Annotated in this window: 18 protein-coding genes; 13 read left to right on the forward strand and 5 right to left on the reverse strand. The window is 62.8% G+C overall.

The features are described 5' to 3' along the window. Positions 1 to 10 precede the first annotated feature (10 nt). Together HWY05_RS11025 and HWY05_RS11030 are read right to left on the reverse strand one after the other, a co-directional pair. Entirely contained in the window at positions 11 to 1,318 is a 1,308-nt protein-coding gene (locus HWY05_RS11025; RefSeq protein ID WP_035549751.1) for an MFS transporter, read from the reverse strand. A gap of 217 nt (positions 1,319 to 1,535) precedes the next feature. After that, on the reverse strand, positions 1,536 to 3,191 hold the full coding sequence (locus HWY05_RS11030; RefSeq protein ID WP_176058334.1) for a choline dehydrogenase: 1,656 nt from the start codon (positions 3,189 to 3,191) through the stop codon (positions 1,536 to 1,538). A 223-nt stretch (positions 3,192 to 3,414) separates the two neighbouring features. On the opposite strand from HWY05_RS11030, the gene HWY05_RS11035 reads away from it, so the two are divergent. Both HWY05_RS11035 and HWY05_RS11040 read left to right on the forward strand, forming a co-directional pair. Next, on the forward strand, positions 3,415 to 4,251 hold the full coding sequence (locus HWY05_RS11035) for an IclR family transcriptional regulator (RefSeq protein WP_035549744.1): 837 nt from the start codon (positions 3,415 to 3,417) through the stop codon (positions 4,249 to 4,251). A 142-nt stretch (positions 4,252 to 4,393) separates the two neighbouring features. Further along, entirely contained in the window at positions 4,394 to 5,146 is a 753-nt protein-coding gene (locus tag HWY05_RS11040; RefSeq protein WP_035561669.1) for an IclR family transcriptional regulator, read from the forward strand. 149 nt (positions 5,147 to 5,295) lie between these two features. Here HWY05_RS11040 and HWY05_RS11045 read toward each other — a convergent pair whose 3' ends face one another. Continuing rightward, positions 5,296 to 6,825, reverse strand: a complete 1,530-nt coding sequence (locus HWY05_RS11045; RefSeq protein ID WP_035549742.1) for a PLP-dependent aminotransferase family protein — start codon at positions 6,823 to 6,825, stop codon at positions 5,296 to 5,298. 184 nt (positions 6,826 to 7,009) lie between these two features. On the opposite strand from HWY05_RS11045, the gene tauA reads away from it, so the two are divergent. The 11 genes from tauA to HWY05_RS11095 all read left to right on the forward strand — a co-directional run bounded on the left by tauA (position 7,010) and on the right by HWY05_RS11095 (position 17,843). Continuing rightward, on the forward strand, positions 7,010 to 8,068 hold the full coding sequence (gene tauA / locus HWY05_RS11050) for a taurine ABC transporter substrate-binding protein (protein WP_176058335.1): 1,059 nt from the start codon (positions 7,010 to 7,012) through the stop codon (positions 8,066 to 8,068). Between the two features lie 46 nt (positions 8,069 to 8,114). Next, a complete protein-coding gene (locus HWY05_RS11055) occupies positions 8,115 to 8,930 on the forward strand; it encodes a taurine ABC transporter ATP-binding protein (RefSeq protein ID WP_176058336.1) in 816 nt (271 codons plus the stop codon). Next, the gene (locus HWY05_RS11060) at positions 8,923 to 9,852 is read left to right on the forward strand and encodes an ABC transporter permease subunit (RefSeq protein WP_156126596.1); all 930 of its coding nucleotides are present in this window, start codon (positions 8,923 to 8,925) and stop codon (positions 9,850 to 9,852) included. Before HWY05_RS11055 ends, HWY05_RS11060 begins: the two co-directional genes overlap by 8 nt. Before the next feature lie 187 nt (positions 9,853 to 10,039). Further along, positions 10,040 to 11,872, forward strand: a complete 1,833-nt coding sequence (xsc, locus tag HWY05_RS11065; protein WP_035549733.1) for a sulfoacetaldehyde acetyltransferase — start codon at positions 10,040 to 10,042, stop codon at positions 11,870 to 11,872. A 165-nt stretch (positions 11,873 to 12,037) separates the two neighbouring features. Beyond that, a complete protein-coding gene (gene pta / locus HWY05_RS11070; protein WP_176058337.1) occupies positions 12,038 to 13,057 on the forward strand; it encodes a phosphate acetyltransferase in 1,020 nt (339 codons plus the stop codon). Positions 13,058 to 13,141: 84 nt separating this feature from the next. After that, positions 13,142 to 14,029, forward strand: a complete 888-nt coding sequence (locus HWY05_RS11075) for an SDR family oxidoreductase (protein WP_176058338.1) — start codon at positions 13,142 to 13,144, stop codon at positions 14,027 to 14,029. 659 nt (positions 14,030 to 14,688) lie between these two features. After that, entirely contained in the window at positions 14,689 to 15,000 is a 312-nt protein-coding gene (gene flgM / locus HWY05_RS11080) for a flagellar biosynthesis anti-sigma factor FlgM (RefSeq protein ID WP_176058339.1), read from the forward strand. A 299-nt stretch (positions 15,001 to 15,299) separates the two neighbouring features. Then, positions 15,300 to 15,428, forward strand: coding sequence for a hypothetical protein (locus HWY05_RS38620; protein ID WP_279614144.1), 129 nt, complete (start codon positions 15,300 to 15,302; stop codon positions 15,426 to 15,428). A gap of 8 nt (positions 15,429 to 15,436) precedes the next feature. After that, positions 15,437 to 16,198, forward strand: coding sequence for a hypothetical protein (locus HWY05_RS11085; protein WP_176058340.1), 762 nt, complete (start codon positions 15,437 to 15,439; stop codon positions 16,196 to 16,198). A gap of 519 nt (positions 16,199 to 16,717) precedes the next feature. After that, a complete protein-coding gene (locus tag HWY05_RS11090; protein ID WP_244146579.1) occupies positions 16,718 to 17,263 on the forward strand; it encodes a hypothetical protein in 546 nt (181 codons plus the stop codon). A gap of 151 nt (positions 17,264 to 17,414) precedes the next feature. Then, the gene (locus HWY05_RS11095; protein ID WP_176058341.1) at positions 17,415 to 17,843 is read left to right on the forward strand and encodes a lipocalin-like domain-containing protein; all 429 of its coding nucleotides are present in this window, start codon (positions 17,415 to 17,417) and stop codon (positions 17,841 to 17,843) included. An 86-nt stretch (positions 17,844 to 17,929) separates the two neighbouring features. Here the strand turns inward: HWY05_RS11095 and HWY05_RS11100 are convergent, their stop codons facing one another. Both HWY05_RS11100 and HWY05_RS11105 read right to left on the reverse strand, forming a co-directional pair. Continuing rightward, positions 17,930 to 19,654: a cobalt chelatase gene (locus tag HWY05_RS11100; protein ID WP_176058342.1), complete on the reverse strand. Its 1,725-nt coding sequence runs from the start codon at positions 19,652 to 19,654 to the stop codon at positions 17,930 to 17,932. Further along, the gene (locus HWY05_RS11105) at positions 19,651 to 20,628 is read right to left on the reverse strand and encodes an AAA family ATPase (protein WP_035549714.1); all 978 of its coding nucleotides are present in this window, start codon (positions 20,626 to 20,628) and stop codon (positions 19,651 to 19,653) included. Before HWY05_RS11105 ends, HWY05_RS11100 begins: the two co-directional genes overlap by 4 nt. Between the last annotated feature and the right edge of the window lie 12 nt (positions 20,629 to 20,640).

Genomic DNA, 20,640 nt, shown 5'->3' on the forward strand with positions numbered 1-20,640 from the left:
CGGTGAAGACTTACTGCGCGTGCACCACCGAATCGAACGCCCCCGCCCGCCGCCGCTCTATCGCACGCGCCGACAACGCCGACACCAACGCCGAGAACAGCACATACGCGCACACCGTCCACGGCTTGCCGCCGTTCAGCCGCATCAGGATCGTCGCGATGATCGGCGTGAGGCCGCTCGCGAAGATGCCCGAGAACTGATACACGAACGAGATACCCGTATAGCGGACTTTCGCGTCGAACAGTTCGGCGAACAGCGCGGCCTCCGGACCATAGACCATCGCGTAGAAAATGCCGAACGGAATCACGATCGCGGTCCAGATCAGCAGCGTGTTGCCCGGCTGCATTTCGATCAGCCAGAACGACGGAAACACCGAGATGCCGCAAATCAGCGAACCCCAGAAATACACCTTCGCGCGGCCGATCCGGTCCGACAGACTGCCGAACAGCGGAATGAAGAAACACATCACAGCGGCCGCGATCATCACGCCGAGCAACGCATCGGTTCGGCTCATCGCGACGTGTTGCGTCAGGTAACCGATCGAAAACACCGCGAAGACATTGAAGAACACGCCGTCGATATACCGTGCGCCCATGCCGAGCATCACCTCGCTGCGATAGCGCGTGATCATATCGATGAACGGAATCCTGGCTTCCCGTCCGCCGCGCTTGAGGGCCATAAATTCCGGCGTTTCCATCACTTTCGAGCGGATATACAGGCCGATCACCACGAGCCCCAGCGACGCGCCGAACGCAATCCGCCAGCCCCACGACAGAAACGCCGCTTCGGGCAGCAGGCGCGACAGACTCGCGACCATCCCCGACGCGAGACAGAGGCCAATCGACAGACCGATCTGCGGCAAGCTCGCGTAGAGCCCGCGCTTTTCAGGCGGCGCGTATTCGTACGCCATCAGCACCGCCCCGCCCCATTCGCCGCCGAGACCAATACCCTGCAATACGCGCAGCGACAACAGCAGAATCGGCGCCCAGATACCGATCTGCGCATACGTTGGCACGAATGCGACGCCGGCCGTGGAAATCCCCATGATGATCAGCGTCAGGATCAGCGCCGACTTGCGGCCGATCTTGTCGCCGAAGTGGCCGAACAGCACGCCGCCCAGCGGCCGCGTGACGAACCCGACCGCGAAGGTCGAATACGCGAGCAGCGTGGACACCAGCGGATCGCTGGCGGGGAAATAGAGCTTGTTGAAGACGATGCCGGCCACCACGCCGTACAGGAAAAAGTCATACCATTCGACGGTTGCGCCGATCACACTGGCGAAGGCCACGCGCCGGATAGTACGGGGATCGATTGCCATAGCAGTTGCTCCTCAATGGACGGCCATGCCACTTGTGTTCAGCACTCGTGCTCACAGGCGGCCGGACGAAAACCCCAGTTGTCTCCTCCGGGGGTGTTGTTGGCAGACAGCGAGCCGTTCGTGAAACGGCGGGCTCGCGACTGCATTGCGCGGCGCGTTTCGGCCGCGTTGTTTTGCACCTGCTGTGTTGCATCTGCTGTGTTGCACCTGCCAACTTCTAAGCCGCCACCTTCGCCGCGGGCGCCACCGCCGCGCCGCGATCGACGCCGCGCGCGTCGTCGAGAATCATGTCCGACGCTTTTTCCGCCACCATCACGATCGGCACATTCGTATTACCCGACACCAGCGTCGGCATGATCGAACAGTCCACCACGCGCAAGCCCTGCGTGCCGTACACGCGCAAACGCTCGTCGACCACCGCGAGCGGATCGCCGGCCGTCCCCATCTTCGCTGTACCAGACGGATGGAAAATTGTCTGTCCGTATTCCCGGCAGAACTCGAGCAATTCGTCGTCGGTCTGCGCGTCCGCGCCGGGCCGGACTTCGCGCTTCATCAGACCAGCCATCGGCTCGGTTGCCGCGACGCGACGCGCAAAGCGCACGCCGGCAATCGTCGTGCGACGGTCGAACTCGGTGTCGAGATAATTCGGCTGGATCGACGGCGCTTCACGCGGATCGGTACTGCGAATCCGCACCGCGCCGCGCGATTCGGGACGCAACTGGCACACCGAGTACGTGCAGCCGGGAAACGCGTGAACGTTGCCGCCCGCCGAATCCGCCGATAGCGTCGAGAAATGGAACTGGATATCCGGCGTTGGCGATTCCTGCGGCAACGCGCGGCAGAACATGCCGCCCTGGTTAATGCCGACGGCCAGCGGGCCACTGCGCAGCAGCGCCCATTGCAGGCCCATTTTTGCGCGGCCCGTCCACGATCGCAGTTGATCGTTGGTGGTGATCGGCTTGCTGACTTCATAGATCAGACGGATCTGCAGATGGTCCTGCAGATTGCCGCCGACACCCGCCCGATTGGCCACCACCGGAATACCGAATTCGCGCAGCAGCGCGGCCGGTCCCACGCCTGACAGTTGCAGCAACTGTGGCGACTGCAGCGCGCCGGCCGTCAGGATCACTTCGCGATTCGCGCGCACTTCCCGCAGTTCGCCGCGCTGCCGATACTGCACGCCACAGGCGCGGGTGCCCTCGAACAGAATTTTCGAGGCCATCGCATCCGTTTCGACGTGCAGGTTTTTGCGTTGCCGCGCAGGCTTCAGATAGGCCACCGCCGTGGAACAGCGGAAGCCGCGCCGGGTCGTCAACTGGTAATAGCCGACGCCTTCCTGATCGCCCGTGTTGAAATCGTCGACGCTTGCCACGCCTAACGAATTGGACGCCGCGATAAACGCGTCGACCAGTTCATGCCGCTGCTTGATGGTCGAGGCCCACAACGGCCCGTCGACGCCACGCGTCGGCCCTTCCCCGAGTTCGTTGTGCTCCAGCCGCCTGAAATACGGCAGACATTCGTTCCAGCTCCAGCCACGATTGCCGAGCCGCGCCCACTGGTCGTAATCGTCTTTCTGGCCGCGTACATAGATCAGGCCGTTAATCGAACTGCTGCCGCCGAGCGTGCGGCCGCGCGGCCAGTAAAGCCGGCGATTGTGCATGTTCGGATCGGGATCGGTATAGAAGCCCCAGTTATAGACCGGGTGAAACATCGTCTTGCCATAACCAATGGGGATATGAATCCACATGAAGCGATCGGCGGGGCCGGCTTCGAGTAAACACACCGAGTAGCGGCCGCCTTCGGAAAGCCGGTTGGCGAGCACGCAGCCCGCTGAACCCGCGCCGACGACCACGAAGTCGAATCGATCTGCCATGTGACGTGTCTCCGATCACGCAACCTGAATTGCGAGCGTTTTATAAAAACCGGTATGTTTCGTTGAAATTTATGTTCAGCCGGTTTCTTGTTCAAGAAATTCCCGCTAAGATCGGCCCATGTGAAACAGAAACACGATTTTTTGTTTCAGTTTTCGCAATGACCGCCCCGCTGCGCAACGGTCGCGGACGCCGGGCACTCCTCGATCGACAGCAAGGAAGCGTATGCAGGCACACTGCCCATCCCCTCGCAGCGAACCCCTGACCGAAGATTCACGGGCGTTGCGCGCATTGGCGGTGCTCGAACAACTGGCGGCGGCGGGACAGCCGTATTCGCTGTCGCAACTTTCGCTGCGCCTGCACATTCCCAAAGCCACCTTGATGCGCCTGATCGAATCGCTCGAAGCGCAGGGCTATGTCACGCATCTGCCCGACTCGCGCGGCACGGATCGCGGCATCACGCTGGGGCCGAAAGCGGCGCAACTCGCGCTCACCACGCTGGCCAACAACACCTTCGGGCGCGCCTGCCGCTCGCTGCTACGCGCGCTGGTGGATGCGCTCGGCGAGACCTGCAACCTGACCGCGCTCGACCGCGACACGGTGCTGTATCTGGAGCGTGTGGAAACCGCCGAGCCGTTGCGCCTGCATCTGCAACCGGGCACCCGCGTGCCGCTGCACTGCACGGCCAGCGGCAAACTGTTCCTCGCGCAGATGCCGCCCGTAGAACGTCGCGCGATGCTGGCGCGGCTGACGCTCGAACGCAAAACCCAGAACACGCTGACGGAGATGAATCTGCTGGAAGCGGAACTCGACCGGCTCGCGGTGCGCGGTATCGGGATCGACAATGAAGAGCTGGTGCGCGGCATGGTGGCGGTCGCGGTGCCGGTGCGCGACGCGAGCGGCACGCATCTGCTGGCGGCGCTGGCGATTCACGCGCCCACCGCGCGCGCGAGTCTGAACGATCTGCTGAAGACCGTGCCGCGGCTCAAGGAGGCGGCGCTGAAGCTCGCGCCGCTGTTGTCCGCCACGACCTCCATGGAGCACGCGAACCATGACCGCTGACGCCTTGCCGATGAGCGATCCGTACGATCCGGGCCACGTATCCGCCGACGCTTCCGCCGCCGCGCAAACCGCGCGTGCGAAGGCCGGGCCGCCCGGAACGGAACGGTACAATGACGCCGATCCATTTTCCGGAACGGCAGGCATGACCAAAGCGGATACCCCGACGCTGCGCGCCTTCGCGCTGCTCGAACACCTCGTCAATACCGACGGCCCGGTGTCGCTCGCCGACATCGCGCAAGACGTCGCGCTGCCCAAGGCGTCGTTGCATCGCATGCTCGCCTCGCTGGAGGCCGGCGGCCTGGTGATCCGCGAACCGGGGCAGAAGAACGCCTATGTGATCGGGCCGCGCCTCGCGCAACTCGCGTTGGGCGTGGTGATGCATCCGGGCACGCGGCGCTTGCGTCACGCGATCCTCGCGCGGCTGGTGGCCGATCTCGGCGAAACCTGCAATCTGACGATGCTGCATGAAACCGAGGTGCTCTACCTCGACCGCATGGAAGCGCCCTGGCCGTTGCGCCTCGATCTCAAACCAGGCTCGCACGTGCCCGCGTATTGCAGCGCGAGCGGCAAGCTGCTGTTGTCCATGCTGCCGCGCGAACAGCGCTCGGCGCTGGTGCGCGCGCTGAAGCTCGAACGCTTCACGCAGAACACGATTACCGATCCGGAGTTGCTTGAGGCGGAACTCGATCGCACCGCGCACAAGCGCATCGCGATCGATAACGAAGAGTTTCTGGCCGGTATTGTGTGCGTCGCGGCGCCGGTGGTGGATGACAGCGGTGCGTGTATCGCGGCGATCGCCGTGCATGCGCCGGTGTCGCGCGCGCCGCTGTCACGGACGCTGGAATTTGTGCCGCGGCTTCAGGAAGCGGCTAGAGAACTCGCCAAGACCTTCTGACGCGGTGTGGGGCGTGTGATGAGGTGCGTGAGGCGCAAACTGCGGGCACGTGCCTGCGTTATGCCTGCGTTGTACCTGCCTTGTGCGTATGTTGGCGCGCCGCCGGGTTCGCGTATCGCGCGCGATACGGTCCCGGCCGCTTCACCGCTTCATTCTTCCGCGGGCTTCTGCTTACGCACTAACCCGGCCAGCAAACGCACGCCCTCATCGATCTTCTCCAGCTTGATCGCCGAGAAGCCCATCCGGAAGCAATGCTTCTGCTCCAGCCCATCCATAAAGAACACGTCGCCCCGTTCGATCAGAATGCCGTGCGCTTCGGCATCGGCGACGAGACGTTCGGCGTCGAGCCATAGCGGTCCTTCCACCCAGCATGACGCGCCACCCGTCACCGGCAGATAGCGGGCCTCGGGCAGATACGCGTCGAGCGCGGCCATCAGCGCCAACGCACGCTCGCGGTACGCAAACGCCAGCCGCCTCAGCAGCGCATCGTGATGACCCAGCGACAGAAACGTCGCGAACGCGCGCTGAATATAGGCCGCCGGATGACGCACCATGAGCCGCCGCAGCGCGCGCAATTCCAGCACCAGTTCGCGTGGTCCGACGATATAACCCAGCCGCAAACCCGGCGCGAACGTCTTCGACAGACTGCCGATATAGATCACGCGATCGGCGGTATCCAGGCTCTTGAGCGCCGGATGCGGCGTGCCCGAGAAGTTGTTCTCGCTCTCGTAGTCGTCTTCGATCAGCACGAAATCGTGCTGCTGCGCGAGTTCCAGCAGCGCATGACGGCGGTCGATCGGCATGGTCGCCGTGGTCGGGCACTGATGGCTCGGCGTCACGTACACGTAGTCGCACTGCGCGAACAGGTGAGCATCTTCGACGGGACGCACGCCGCCCGCATCGACCGGCAGCGGCACCAGCCGCGCGTTGCGGTTCTCGAAGATGTTGCGCGCGTCCGGATAGCCGGGGTTTTCGAAACCCACGGTGGTGCGCTCGCGGGCCAGCAGATCCGCGATCAGATAAAGCGCCTGCTGACAGCCGATCGTGATGACGATCTCGTCCGGCATGGCGAACACGCCGCGCCGCGGCAGCACGCGCGTGCGAATCTGCTCGATCAACGTATCGTCGTCGCGACCGATCAGATCGGGCGCCCAGTTGCGGATCTCCATCACAGAAAGCGCCTTCATGCAGCATTCCCGCCAGTCGTTGGTGGGAAACAGCGTCTGGTCGAATTGTCCGTAGATGAAGGGATAGTCGTAGTTCTGCCAGTTGCCCGGCTTGACGATGTTGCGCTGCGCCGACGGTGGCCGCTGCACGCGCTGCGCCCAGTCGGGCCGCGCATGCGCGTCTTCGTGCCCATTCGTCGCGACCGTCTGCGTCGGCGTGAAACCGTGACGCCCTTCCAGCATCGCCGGATTGACGAAATGGCCGCTGCGCTCGCGCGAAATCAGATAGCCCTCCTCGACCAGCTGCTGATACGCCAGCACGACCGTATTGCGCGCGACACTCAGTTGATCGGCCAATTCGCGGCTCGACGGCAGCGCGGTCTGCGGCGGCAACTGGCCGTCCAGAATCGCGGCCACCAGCATCCGCCGGATCTGCCCTTGCAGGCTCATGGTCGAGTCGCCCGGACGCTGAAAACGCTGCGTCCATAGGGCTGTCGCGGTACGGCTGGACATGCTTCCTCCTCAAATGACAGGGAGCCGGGCGGATGTGGACTCAACGATCGCCGCCGTCTGGCACTAACTTGCTCCATTTTTTACTGACGATACTCGACTCACCCCGTCCAACGCGATCGGGACAAGCACCGGTCGTGGCCACACGATCTTCCTGCTCCATCGGCAAGACCTTCTGAGACCTATTATGAAACGCCATAAAAACTCGACATCAAGGCCCTGGTTCCAATGGACGGCGCGCTGCGTGCTGTCGCTGCTGTTCGCCGCCACGGCGGCTCTCGTGGCGACGCCCAGCCACGCCGAAGACAAGGAAATCACGATCGCCTATCAGCAGATCGTCGATCCGTGGGTGGTCGGCATCGCGAACGGCTCGATCGAAAAAGCCACCGGCTACAAGATCAACTGGCGGCAATTCGAGTCGGGCGCGAAAGTGGCGACCGCGCTTGCTTCCGGCGACGTCAAGGTCGGCGTGATCGGGTCGAGCCCGCTCGCGGCTGCGGTCAGCCAGGGGCTCGATCTGCAACTGTTCTGGATTCTCGACAACATCAATCAGGCTGAGGCGATGGTGGTGCGCAACGGCGCCGGCATCACGAAACCCACCGACCTGAAGGGCAAAACCATCGGCGTGCCGTTCGTCTCCACGACCCACTATCACACCATGTTCGCGCTGCAGCACTGGGGCATCGATCCGTCCAGCGTGAAGATCCTGAACATGCAGCCGAACCAGATCGTCGCGGCCTGGGAGCGTGGCGATATCGACGCGGCCTACGTGTGGAATCCCGCGCTCGCCGAGCTGAAGAAAAGCGGCAAGGTGCTGATCACGTCGGGCGATCTGTCGAAACTCGGCAAGCCGACCTTCGACGGCATCGCGGTGGACCGTCAATGGGGCGAAGCGCATAAGGACTTCATGGCGAAGCTCGTCAAGGCCATTGCCGACGCCGACCAGCAATACCGCGCCAATCCGGCGCAATGGAACGCGACCTCGCCGCAGGCCGCAGCGATCGCGAAGATGATCGGCGGCACGCCTGCCGACGTGCCGGACTCGCTGTCGCTGTATGCGTTCCCGACGCTGCAGGAGCAGGCCTCCGCGCAATGGCTCGGCGGCGGCGCAACGAGCCGCGCGGCGCTGGCGCTCAAGGACACCTCGGAGTTCCTGAAGAGCCAGAAGCAGATCGGCACCGTGCTGCCCGACTACTCGAAGTTCGTGACGCCGGCTTATGCCGAAGCCGCGGCCAAACTCAAGTGACGTCGCCTTGGGCTTCAACAGAGATTGACGCGTTTCAGGAGGCAATATGGAAAACATGACTATCAGGAACGTCAGCGTGACGTTTCCGGGGCGTCGGCCCGGCCAGACCGTACGGGCGCTCGACGACATCAACCTGACCATCCGCCCGGGCGATTTCGTGGTGGCGCTGGGCGCGTCCGGCTGCGGCAAGACGACGCTGCTGTCGTTGATGGCCGGCTTCATCGCGCCGACCCAGGGCGAACTGCTGCTGGGCGGCGAGCCGATTGCGGGCCCCGGTGCGGATCGCGGCGTGGTGTTCCAGAAGCACGCGCTGCTGCCGTGGCTCAACGTGATCGACAACGCCGAATTCGGCCTCAAGCTGCAAGGCGTGCCGCGCGCTCAGCGCCGTGAGATTGCCGTGCGTAACCTCGCGCTGGTGGGCCTGCAGGACTTCCACAAGCACATGATCTATCAGCTCTCGGGCGGCATGCAGCAACGCGTGGGGATTGCCCGCGCGCTCACCTGCGACCCCGCCATGCTGCTGATGGACGAACCGATGGCCGCGCTCGACGCCCTCACCCGCGAGACCATTCAGGAGCTGCTGCTCGACGTCTGGAAGAAGACCGGCAAGATGTATTTCTTCATCACCCACAGCGTGGAGGAAGCGCTGTTTCTGGCGAGCCGCCTGATCGTGATGTCGCCGCGGCCGGGGCGCATCACGCACACCTACGAACTGGATTTCAACCGCCGTTTTCTCGACACGCGCGACGCGCGCGCCATCAAATCGAGTCCCGATTTCATCGCGATGCGCGAGCAGGTCCTCAACATCATTTACGGCGACGAGAAGCTGCACGCCGTCGAAGCCGGGGTGGCGCATGTTTAGTTCCAAATCCGCACAAGCCGTTCTGCGGCACGAGGTCTCGCCGATGGACACCAACGCGCCGATCGAACCAATCGAACCACCCCGCCGGCCAGGCCGCAAAACCCGCGTGCTGGCGAAGAAACCCGCTCGCCCCGGCGACACCTTCGGCGTGCCGGGCCAGGGCAGCAGCGTCGTGACGAGTCTGATTACCGTGGCCGCGTTTCTCGGCCTCTGGTTCGCCGCGACCAACCTGCACTGGATCAAGCCGCTGTTCCTGCCGTCGCCGCAGGCCGTGTACGCGAAGTTCATCTTCGTCGCCACCGAAGGCTTCGCCAACTCGACGCTCGCGCAGCACACAGGCGTGAGCCTCTTGCGCGTGTTCGGCGCGTTCGCGCTGGCCTGCGTCACCGCGATTCCGATCGGCGTGATGATGGGCGTGTCGCGTTTCGCGCGCGGCGCCTTCGATCCGCCGATCGAGTTCTACCGGCCCCTGCCGCCGCTCGCGTATTTGCCGCTCATCATCATCTGGTTCGGCATCGGCGAATTTTCGAAAGTGCTGCTGATCTATCTCGCCATCTTCGCGCCGCTTGCCATCGCGGCGCGCGCCGGGGTGCGCTCGGTATCGATCGAACAGATTCACGCCGCGTATTCGATGGGCGCCTCGCGCACGCAAGTGGTGCTGTACGTGATCCTGAAGTCGGCGATGCCGGAGATTTTCACCGGCATGCGGATCGGTATCGGCGTCGGCTGGACCACGCTGGTGGCCGCCGAAATGGTCGCGTCGACCAGCGGCCTCGGCTTCATGGTGCTTAACGCCGCGGAGTTCCTGGCGAGTGATGTCGTGATCATGGGGATCATCGTGATCGGCTTCTTCGCGCTCTGCTTCGACCTGCTGATGCGCTACCTCGAACGCGTGCTGGTGCCGTGGAAAGGCCGGGTTTGACGGCTCGGGCGGCGACGCTCGCGGAGCGCTGCCGTGTTGCCCTTCGCATATCGGAACATATTGGTACAAAACGTTCCACTTATTGTATTTTCGATTGACGCCCCGAAAAGCCTGCCCTACATTTTAGACACCAAGCATTTTTCGGTATTTTTTGTTCCACTTATCTTAAAGAGCCGGAGACACCCCCATGAGCGAGCAGAATCCTTCCCCGCGTGACGCCAGCGCCGACCACCGCGCGAGCGGCCCGCAAGCCATGACGCCGTCCGAAGCCTTCGTCGAAACCCTGGCGGCCAATGGTGTGACCGACATGTTCGGCATCATGGGCTCGGCGTTCATGGACGCGATGGACATCTTCGCACCCGCCGGCATCCGCCTGATTCCCGTGGTTCACGAGCAAGGCGCCGGCCACATGGCCGACGGTTATTCGCGCGTGTCGGGCCGTCACGGCGTGGTGATCGGCCAGAACGGCCCGGGCATCAGCAACTGCGTCACGGCGATCGCGGCGGCCTACTGGGCCCATAGCCCGGTGGTGATCGTGACGCCGGAAGCCGGCACCATGGGTATCGGTCTCGGCGGCTTCCAGGAAGCCAAACAACTGCCCATGTTCCAGGAGTTCACCAAGTACCAGGGCCACGTCACGCACCCTGCGCGGATGGCGGAATTCACCGGCCGCTGCTTTGACCGCGCGATGGCGGAAATGGGCCCGACCCAGCTCAACATTCCGCGCGATTACTTCTACGGTCAGGTCAAGGTGGAGATTCCGCAACCGCAGCGGCTCGACCGTGGCGCCGGCGGCGATCAGCGTCTGGACGAAGCCGCCGAACTGCTCGCGCAGGCCAAATTCCCCGTGATCATTTCCGGCGGCGGCGTGGTGATGGCCGACGCCGTCGAAGAATGCAAGGCGCTCGCCGAGCGCCTCGGCGCGCCAGTGGTCAACAGCTATCTGCACAACGACTCGTTCCCGGCGAATCATCCGCTGTGGTGCGGCCCGCTCGGCTATCAGGGTTCCAAGGCGGCGATGAAGCTGCTCTCGCGCGCCGACGTGGTGATCGCGCTCGGCTCGCGGCTCGGGCCGTTCGGCACGTTGCCGCAGCACGGCATGGATTACTGGCCGACCAGCGCGAAGATCATCCAGATCGACGCCGATCACAAGATGCTCGGCCTCGTGAAGAAGATCTCGGTGGGCATTTGCGGCGATGCGAAGGCCGCCGCCATTGCGCTGACGCAGCGTCTGGCCGATCGCAAGATTGCCTGCGACGCGACCCGCAACGAACGCGGCGATCAGATCGCCTCGGAAAAAGCGGCGTGGGAGAAAGAACTCGACGAGTGGACCCACGAACGCGACCCGTACAGCCTCGACATGATCGAGGAACAGAAGCAGGAACGCACGCCGGGCGGCGGCACCTATCTGCATCCGCGCCAGGTGCTGCGCGAACTGGAAAAGGCCATGCCGGAAGACGTGATGGTCTCGACCGACATCGGCAACATCAACTCCGTCTCCAACAGCTACCTGCGCTTCAACAAACCGCGCAGCTTCTTCGCGGCGATGAGCTGGGGCAATTGCGGCTACGCGTTCCCAACCATCATCGGCGCAAAGGTTGCAGCACCGCACCGCCCTGCCATTTCGTATGCCGGCGACGGCGCGTGGGGCATGAGCATGATGGAAACGATGACCTGCGTGCGCCACAACATTCCGGTGACGGCCGTGGTGTTTCATAACCGCCAATGGGGCGCGGAGAAGAAGAACCAGGTGGACTTCTACAACCGCCGCTTCGTCGCCGGTGAACTCGACAACCAGAGCTTCGCGGAGATCGCGAAGGCAATGGGCGCCGAAGGGATCGTGGTGGACCGACTCGAAGATGTGGGCCCGGCATTGAAGCGCGCCATCGATCTGCAGATGAATCACGGCAAGACCACGATCATCGAGATCATGTGTACCCGCGAACTGGGCGACCCGTTCCGCCGCGATGCGCTCGCCAAGCCGGTGCGCATGCTCGACAAGTACAAGGACTACGTTTGAGCACAGCAGGCATCTGAGTGTCGGCGGGCTCCGGTTTTCGTCTTGTAGCTTGAGGCGGTCGGAGCCCGCCGTGCTTGCGGGTCGCCGGTTCGAATGCCGTTCGCGGCGTTCCTCTGCACGGCCCCTTCGCTGCGTGTCTTGCGGCCTCCGTTATCGGGCATTGCCATGAAAGCCATTCTTCGCATCATCGACCAGGCGCGCGCATCGCCCATGCGCATCGTGCTGAGCGAAGCCGACGATCCGCGCGTGCTGCAGGCCGCGCAGCGCGCAAGCCGTGAAGGTGTCGCGCGTATCGTGCTGGTGGGCGACACCGCGCGCATTCGCGAGGCCGCCGCGAGCTTCGATATCGATCTGTCCGGTATGGAACTGGTCGACCCCGCGAGTTCGCCGCTCGCCGCTGCCTACGCCGCCGAACTGTTCGCGCTGCGCGGCAAGAAAGGTATGACGCTGGATCAGGCGCAACAGGAAATCCTCAAGCCGCTGTGCTTCGCGAACCTGATGGTGCGTCTCGGCGACGCCGACGGTTCCGTGTCCGGCGCCGTCAACACCACCGCCGACGTGGTGCGCACCGCGATTCAGGTGATCGGCATTGCGCCGTCGTTCAAACTCGTGTCGAGCTTCTTCCTGATGATGCTGTGCGAGCCGTTCCACACGCTCAAGGGCGGCTTGATCTTTTCCGACTGCGCGCTCGTTGTCGAACCGGATGCCGACCAGCTCGCCGAGATCGCGATTGCCGCGGCCGACAGCGGACGCAGCCTGCTGATGGATGAACCGCGTGTCGCCATGCTGTCGTTTTCGACCAGCGGCAGCGCGCATCATGCCGCGGTCGATAAAGTGGTCAACGCGACGCATCGGGTGCAGGAACGTCGGCCGCATCTCATGATCGACGGCGACGTGCAGCTCGACGCCGCGATCGTCTCCGAAATCGCGCTGCGCAAGGTCAAGCATTCGCAGGTCGAGGGGCACGCGAATGTGCTGGTGTTCCCGAGTCTCGAAGCGGGCAACATCGGCTACAAACTCGCGGAGCGGATCGGCGGTGCGAAGGCGATTGGGCCCTTGCTACAGGGCTTGCAGAAGCCGGCTAACGATCTGTCGCGCGGTTGCAGTGCGGATGATATTTACTATGTGATCGCCGTGACGGCGGTCCAGGCGCAAGCGGCGCTTGCGCGCGTCGGATCCTGTTAGTCGGTTTACCATGATGAGCTCACTACTTCTACGGAAGGAGAAATGATCGGATAGTGAACGGGTGACACACACGGAGAGTTCACTATGCGTATTTTTCTCACGGGCGCGACGGGTTTTATCGGATCGGCCCTCGTTCCCGAGCTCATCGCAGCCGGCCATCACGTAATCGGCATGACGCGTTCGGACGCCGGCGCGCAAGCACTTGCCGATGCGGGCGCCGAAGTGCATCGCGGCACCCTGGAGGACACCGCGAGCTTGCGCGAAGGCGCCGCGAAAGCGGATGCCGTCATCCACGCGGCCTTCGATCACGACTTCTCGAACTTCGTCGCGAATTGCGAGAAGGATAAGCGTGCCATCGCCGCACTCGGGTCCGCGCTCACTGGCTCGGATCGTCCACTGCTCATCACGTCCGGAACGGGTGTGGGCAGCGGCGAGCACGGCGAACCGGCGAGCGAAGACGTTTTCAACACCGCCCACCCCAATCCGCGGATCGGCTCGGAACTGGCCGGCAATGCGCTGCTTGAGGCCGGCATCAATGTATCGGTGATGCGGCTGCCGCAAGTTCACAATCCTTTCAAGCAGGGGCTGATCACGCCGCTGGTCGCCGTTGCCCAAGAGAAAGGCGTGGTGGCCTATGTGGGCGAAGGGCGTAATCGCTGGCCCGCGGGTCATCTTTCCGACGTTGTGCGTCTGTATCGGCTCGCGATCGAAAAGCGCGAGCCGGGTGCCCGTTACCATGCGGTCGGAGAAGAAGGCATCAGCAGTCGCGAGATTGCCGAGTCGCTCGGACGCGGTCTGAACCTGCCGGTCGTGTCGATCTCGCAGGAAGAAGCGGCGGCGCACTTCGGATGGATGGGGATGTTTGTCGGTCTGGATATGCCGGCGTCGAGCGCGCTGACGCAGGCACGGCTGGGCTGGAAGCCGACGGGTCCGACGCTGCTCGCCGATCTCGACGAAGCACGATACGTGTAAGGGTCGTTGCGCTTTGAAGCCTATCTGATGGGCAGAGGATCGGGCTATGCCGCCCGATCCGTCGACGCCGCAAGGCAAGAAACGCCGCACGAGCGCGCCCTGCCCGTTCGCAGCCGACCGGCGCTCACGGTCGTTTCGGCACCGCATTCGCAGCGGCAAGTCCACAATCCATCGCCGGCGTACCGCAGCGTTGTCAACTGGCCGAAAACCTCGCCGCTTTTCAGCGCGGGGGAGCCCGGCCGCGACCGCCACACACGACGCTGCTCACGGCAACCGCAATCCTGCACTTCTCCGCTTTCCACCTTCTTCAGCGCGGCAGTCACCTGCCCGCCGCAGCGGCATTGCCAGAGCCACGACTCCGCGCCGCAATATTGAAGCGCGACGAGATCGCCGAACGAGCGACCAGCGACATCGCGACGCGGCGGAAAGGGCCATTGCGGCGGTAAAGGGCGGCGGATACGTTTGTTCACACGTGGTAAATGGGGTGCTGTGTGGTATTGCTCACACTTTGTTTCAATTTGTTCCAGGTGGCTGCAGGTCCCGCCCAGCAAGGCTTGGCGGCTTGAAACGGACCCCTGACACCGTTGCGCTTCATGCGACAGGGTGAAGATTTCAAACGCGGGACCGTTAAAGGATTCAACAGATGGGGAACATATACCATGAAGATTGAATCCGGCAATTATCCGCTCACAGCTCGACAGAGCGGCGCACGAGGCACAACCGTCAATAGCGATGCGGAGGGCGCGGTCGAGTCCGTGCCACAGGTCGGCGCTGCCGACGCGCAGAATTCGACTGTCAGTCTCTCGTCAATGTCGGCGGTGCACACGTCGGGCGATTCGGACATCGATACGGCGAAGGTCGAGTCGATCAAGGCCGCGTTGCGTGACGGTAGCTACCAGATCGACTCGGGCAAGATCGCCGATGGCATGCTCGGCCACGCGCGTGATTTGCTGCAAACGAAAACGCCTTGAGCAGAAGCTGAACAACGGCGTGCGCGACTCAGCCCGGCTGACCTCGCGGCTCGCTATGGATCATCAACTCCTGGAACCCGGTAACCGGATCGAACCCGCCGGCGGCCATAGGTCATAGCGCAGCCATCGGGGCGACGCTTTCGAGAGATTGGTCGCCCCTCTTCCCGTGAGATTTCCACGCGCTCAACGCGGCAACGACGCGCGTCTGCCTGCCCTCGCCTGTCGACGGACGAATGAGGGAATAAACGGCCCTCGCGAATAGTCTTGCAAGGAAAGCACACACGGAAGAGAGGGTCAAAATGGACATCATCGAGCGTTTTATTCGATTGCACCCGGCGCACCTTGCCCGCACGAAGCGGGAGCGCCGTGCTCACCAGAAAGCAATTGGCAAGGCGATGGTCGGCATATTCGCCGCTACCGCGAGTTGAACGTTCAGATGCAATCCATTCTGCGCCGTTTGCAACTCGGATCGGGTGTGGTGCTGCTCATCTATCTTTTTCTCCACCTGGTCAATCATGCGCTCGGGATCTGGTCACTCGAGCTTGCCGGACACGGACTCGCATTGGCGCTGCGACTCTGGCGAAGCAAGGCTGGCACGATCGCGCTATACGGTGCGGCGGCGCTGCATTTTTCGCTGGCGTTGCGCACGATATATGACCGTCGCCACTGGACGTTGCCACCCGCCGAATGGATCCGCCTGTGGGCAGGCCTTAGCCTGCCGCTGCTGCTCATACGCCATGCGGTGACAACGCGCCTTGCGTCCTCGCTCTATGGTTTTGAACCCGACTATGAACGCGTCATCGTCGCGCTGCTCATGAGCGGCAAGCAGGGTTTGCAACTTGCTCTGCTCGCACCCGGCTGGATACACGGATGCCTGGGGCTGTGGTTCCGATTGCGCCACTATCCGTTGGCTCGTCGACTGAAGCCTGCGCTGCTGGCACTAGTCATCCTGTTGCCGCTGCTGTCCGCGGTGGGCTTTTTCCGGATGATGCGCGCCGTCGAGGCAAAGAACTTCACTCTGCCAGCGCTCGATCCGAAACTGGTTGCGCATCAATTCGCCCTCGAAAGCTGGCGTCATAACCTCGTTACGTTTTATCTGGCGGTGATTGCCAGCGCTTTTGTTGCGGGGCAATTGCGTAACGGGCTTGAGCGTCGGAGATTGCAGAGAACCCTTGATAGTGGGCGCGATGCTGCGTAATGGCAGCACCTTGTGTCTATCGCCGTGGTGCCTCCTGATTTGCATCGAGGTTGTACTTTCAGAAAAAGTAGCCAATTCATGCGGGCGGAGACTGGGTTCGGCCGGGTACGGCCGCTCGGGGTTGTGCCGATGGCCCGTTTTGAATGTCCGATTGTGTCTGACGTTCAGACATGTCCATAATTTCGCCATCGGGTGAGCGTCGAGCTTAAAGAAGCGCCCCGTAAGCCGAGCGGATAGCGATCCCAATGCAAGCGCCAGCGATAGCCGGCGCTGCAACTTTTGCGATTCTTGAGCCGGCTGAGACCAAAATTGCAATTCCCGGCAGATCAAGCGGATGAAGCCAAAACCCGGCGTAACGATTAAGCACCGATGCCGGGAGTGCGCCATGTTTGACCATCTCGTTTGCCACACCTACGAGCGCCGTACTTCCTGCAAGATATTTCGCGCGGCCCCGTCGATCTGGAGCCGCTGGCAGCGTGGGTTCGCGACACAAACTCTGCCGTAGCAGTCGGGCCGCTTGTGCAGCAGGTCATAGGCCGTTTATTCAGTCCCAGCTTCGAAGCCGGCGAAGCCACCTGGGCCGCTGCGCAAGTGATTGCCGCGTCGCTTGCGCCGGGAAATACGCTGCGCAATCTGGCTTGGCAAATAACCGGCAAAATGACCCGCGCGAAGGCGTTACTCGCTCCAATGGTCGGCGGAGACCTTGCAGGTGTCCACGCGGTCGCCGTAGCAATACACAATGTCGTAAAAGGCCTGAATCAAATGCATAGTCTTTATCTCGATGCCTCGGTGCGGCAGACACTCTCGCCCGAGATGGTCAGCGATCGCTGCCTTTTCGCCCCGGGCGTGGTCCTTCGCCAAGCGACATCGAGTGGAACGGTCGGTGGCTGCCCCTACTCCGCAGGTACGCTGCTGTTGTTGGAACTGGAGAAGGCTCGGCAGACGAGTGGTGACGAATCGATGATTTTCCTTGCCGACACCTGGAGTCGCTGCCCGGCCGAGCAATGGGTGCCTGCGACGCTGGCAGGCGTATGGAGGCGAGCCACAAGTGCCCAGGAACAGTAAGATCCGTAGCCGGTGGGTACACGTTGAGCAAGCCTATCGGCAATGGAGACATTCTCCTGGTCATTCGGCCGTCGGACTTCTTGAAAAACAGGCGCTATCTCAAACATTCGACATGCAGCTACATTCAGGCGAACCACTACGGGAAGGGAATATGTCCGAGCACGACACAAATCTCCACGGTAACTGGCGATTGGTTTCCTTTGAAACCGAGCTTCAGGATTCAAAGGAGCGTACTCAACCGTGGGGCGCCGACCCCAATGGATACCTGATGTTCAGCGCTGATGGCCGAATGATGGTACTGGTCACCGCACAGGCGCGCGAGCCAGGCAATACAGACGAAAAAATGGTGGCACTCTTCCGCACCGTGATGGCCTATACAGGACGATATCGGATAGAACGCGACAGGTTCATCGTAAAGATCGACTCGTGCTGGAACGAAGCCTGGAACGGCACTGAGCAGGAACGCTTCTACAAGCTCGACGGAGACACGCTCGAAGTCAGTACGGCCTGGATGCCGAATCCGTTAGTGCCAGGCAACCCGATCGGAAGGGCGATTCTCAGTCTTCAACGAGAGTCATAGTCCCTGCGTTGAATTCGCAACCAGATCGACAACGAACACGCGACGTGATCGGTGCAACCTCACACCATCCGCACGGCCCAAGCCCCCTACCGCCGCGCACCAATCCAGCTCACCACTTCACCGAACAGCGCCATATCCGGCGGCGTCGACAGATCCACCGCAAGACAGCGCCGGTAATACGGACTCAGATCAAGCCCTACCCCAAGCCCCAACACTTCGACATCGCGCGCCGCTTCATTGCGCGCGACCACCTGCTTCAGATGATTGTCGAGGTAATACGCGTCGTTGACCTGCGCGGTCGCGCTGTCCATCGGACTACCGTCCGAAATCACGATCAAAATCCGCCGAGGCTCCGCGCGCGCGCGCAAACGCGTGCATGCCCAATCGACCGCTTCACCGTCCACGCCTTCACGAAACAGATCGGCCTTGAACAACGCGGCGAGATTCGTGCGCGCGCGCCGCCAACTCGTCGCGGCATCCTTGAACACGAGATGAGCGACTTCGTTCAGACGTCCCGGATGCTGTGGCCTGCCACCTGCCAACCAGTCCAACCTTGCCCGCCCACCATTCCATGCTCCAGTACTAAACCCGAGCACTTCAGTCGCGACGCCGGCCTGATCGAGCGCACGCGTGAGCACGTCGACCAGCACCGCGACCTGTTCGATATGTGCCCGCATCGACCCCGAACAGTCGATCAGAAAACTCACCACGCAATCGGCCATCGGCCGGTAACGATCGAGCAGAAACAGACGCCGCTCGCCCGGCGAGCTGACGAGTTGCGCGAGCCGGCGACCGTCCACACGCCCCTGCTCTTCGCCGAACGACCAGCCATCGCGACGCGGCACGGCAAGCGCCGCCTTCAGCGCATACGCGAGCCGGGGCACGTTGATGCGTTGCGCGGCGATTCGTTGATCGAGCTGGTCGCGGTATTGCGCGAGCAACTCCCTTCGAATTCCTGGGGCGGGCACAAGCTCGCGGTCATAGCGCGTCGTGTAGGCCTGATAACGCTGATCGGCCTCTCGCAGCACGCGGCTGTCGCCAGTGGCCGCAAGACCCATGTCGACCTGCTCGCCGGCGTCGGAATCGAACCATAGCGCGAACATCACGCGCACGGTTTCATCGTCTTCGAGCGCGTCTACGTCCTCTTCTGCGGCGTCCCCACGCGCTTCGCGCATCATCACGCCAACCAGACGCGCCAGTTCGAGCGCATGAAGCGCGAACACGCGCTGTTCTGCGCGATGCCGCCGCAATGCCGCGAGCGGCACGCCCAACGTCGGCGTGATCGCGGCGCGCGTCGCTTCGATCAGGCCTTCGCTTTCCTCCAGCACGGGCCAGCCCGACAATCGCGACCAGACAATCTGTGCAACCGTATAAAGCAGAATCCCAAGGTGCCCATCCGCCAATCCCGCGCGACAGAAAGCACGCGACCACGTTTCGAAACGATGCCGCAGATTGTGCGCAAGCCCCGGCATCGCAACCGGCGCCAGCGCTTCGCAACGCAGTTGCTCGAACAGTTCGAACAGCAAACGCTCGACCGGCTCCGTGGGGCAAAGGCTCGCGTGCAGAACCGCGTCCGAATGCGTAAGCCGCAACGCCGCGCCATCCGCCGCACCGCGCAGCGAGGCCAGATCGTCCACTTGCGGATCGGTGCGCAGATGCGGTGCATGCAGCGGCAGCGGATGCAACCCGCGACACAAACGGCCGGCGCGGTAATGCAATTGCGCGTCGCCGGTGAACGCGCGCGCGGCCGCCGCGCACAGATTCTGCCGCTGCTCCGCACGACGCGCCGCTTGTCGCTCGGCGGCGCTCATTGCGCCTCCGTAGAGCGGACCTCACTGTCCAGTTCTCGGTCGAAGCAGCGCTGAAAATATTCGGCGACGATCGCCCGTTCGGCCTCGTCGCACTTGTTGACGAACGTGAGGCGAAACGCGAGCGCCGGGTCGCGGAAAATCTGGCAGTTTTCCGCCCAGTCGATCACCGTGCGCGGCGACATCAGCGTCGACAGATCGCCGGTGGCGAAGCCTTTGCGCGTCAGATCGGCGACGCTGATCATCGACTCGATCAGCCTGCGGCCGGCCTCATCGGCCAGCTCCGGCACGCGCGCCTGCACGATGCTCGCCTCTTCTTCGCGCGGCAGGTAATTGAGTGTGGCCACCACATTCCAGCGGTCCATCTGCGCGTGATTCAGCAACTGCGTGCCGTGATACAAACCGTTCAGATTGCCGAGCCCGACCGTATTGGTCGTAGCAAATAGCCGGAAAAAAGGATGCGGATGAATCACGCGATTCTGATCGAGCAGCGTGAACTTGCCGTCGCGTTCGAGAATGCGCTGGATCACGAACATCACGTCCGGTCGGCCCGCGTCGTATTCGTCGAAGATCAGCGCCATGGGACGCTGCAACGCCCACGGCACGATGCCTTCCTGAAACTCGGTTACCTGCAGATCGTCGCGCACGACGATCGTGTCTTTGCCGACCAGATCGAGGCGGCTGATATGACCGTCGAGATTCACGCGCACGCACGGCCAGTTCAGGCGTGCGGCAACCTGTTCGATATGGGTGGATTTACCGGTGCCGTGCAAACCCTGCACCATCACGCGGCGCTCGCGCATGAAGCCGGCGAGAATCGCCAGCGTCACCTCGGGATTGAAGCGGTACACCTCGTCGATGTCCGGCACGTGGTCGTCGCGTTCGCTGAAGGCCGGCACCATCAAGCCTGAATCGATGCCGAACACCGTGCGCACCGAAACCATGCGGTCGGGTCGGGCTGTCGAGATATCGGTCACTGCGCTCTCCTC

Origin of the sequence: Paraburkholderia sp. BCC1876 (assembly GCF_902833695.1) — a bacterium.
Taxonomy (GTDB): Bacteria; Pseudomonadota; Gammaproteobacteria; order Burkholderiales; family Burkholderiaceae; genus Paraburkholderia.

What these genes read in the sequence shown, in the direction of transcription:
- HWY05_RS11025 (WP_035549751.1), bottom strand. Translation starts at nt 1,318, where the DNA reads ATGGCAATCGATCCCCGTACTATCCGGCGCGTGGCCTTCGCCAGTGTG.
- HWY05_RS11030 (WP_176058334.1), bottom strand. Translation starts at nt 3,191, where the DNA reads ATGGCAGATCGATTCGACTTCGTGGTCGTCGGCGCGGGTTCAGCGGGC.
- HWY05_RS11035 (WP_035549744.1), top strand. Translation starts at nt 3,415, where the DNA reads ATGCAGGCACACTGCCCATCCCCTCGCAGCGAACCCCTGACCGAAGAT.
- HWY05_RS11040 (WP_035561669.1), top strand. Translation starts at nt 4,394, where the DNA reads ATGACCAAAGCGGATACCCCGACGCTGCGCGCCTTCGCGCTGCTCGAA.
- HWY05_RS11045 (WP_035549742.1), bottom strand. Translation starts at nt 6,825, where the DNA reads ATGTCCAGCCGTACCGCGACAGCCCTATGGACGCAGCGTTTTCAGCGT.
- tauA (WP_176058335.1), top strand. Translation starts at nt 7,010, where the DNA reads ATGAAACGCCATAAAAACTCGACATCAAGGCCCTGGTTCCAATGGACG.
- HWY05_RS11055 (WP_176058336.1), top strand. Translation starts at nt 8,115, where the DNA reads ATGGAAAACATGACTATCAGGAACGTCAGCGTGACGTTTCCGGGGCGT.
- HWY05_RS11060 (WP_156126596.1), top strand. Translation starts at nt 8,923, where the DNA reads ATGTTTAGTTCCAAATCCGCACAAGCCGTTCTGCGGCACGAGGTCTCG.
- xsc (WP_035549733.1), top strand. Translation starts at nt 10,040, where the DNA reads ATGAGCGAGCAGAATCCTTCCCCGCGTGACGCCAGCGCCGACCACCGC.
- pta (WP_176058337.1), top strand. Translation starts at nt 12,038, where the DNA reads ATGAAAGCCATTCTTCGCATCATCGACCAGGCGCGCGCATCGCCCATG.
- HWY05_RS11075 (WP_176058338.1), top strand. Translation starts at nt 13,142, where the DNA reads ATGCGTATTTTTCTCACGGGCGCGACGGGTTTTATCGGATCGGCCCTC.
- flgM (WP_176058339.1), top strand. Translation starts at nt 14,689, where the DNA reads ATGAAGATTGAATCCGGCAATTATCCGCTCACAGCTCGACAGAGCGGC.
- HWY05_RS38620 (WP_279614144.1), top strand. Translation starts at nt 15,300, where the DNA reads ATGGACATCATCGAGCGTTTTATTCGATTGCACCCGGCGCACCTTGCC.
- HWY05_RS11085 (WP_176058340.1), top strand. Translation starts at nt 15,437, where the DNA reads ATGCAATCCATTCTGCGCCGTTTGCAACTCGGATCGGGTGTGGTGCTG.
- HWY05_RS11095 (WP_176058341.1), top strand. Translation starts at nt 17,415, where the DNA reads ATGTCCGAGCACGACACAAATCTCCACGGTAACTGGCGATTGGTTTCC.
- HWY05_RS11100 (WP_176058342.1), bottom strand. Translation starts at nt 19,654, where the DNA reads ATGAGCGCCGCCGAGCGACAAGCGGCGCGTCGTGCGGAGCAGCGGCAG.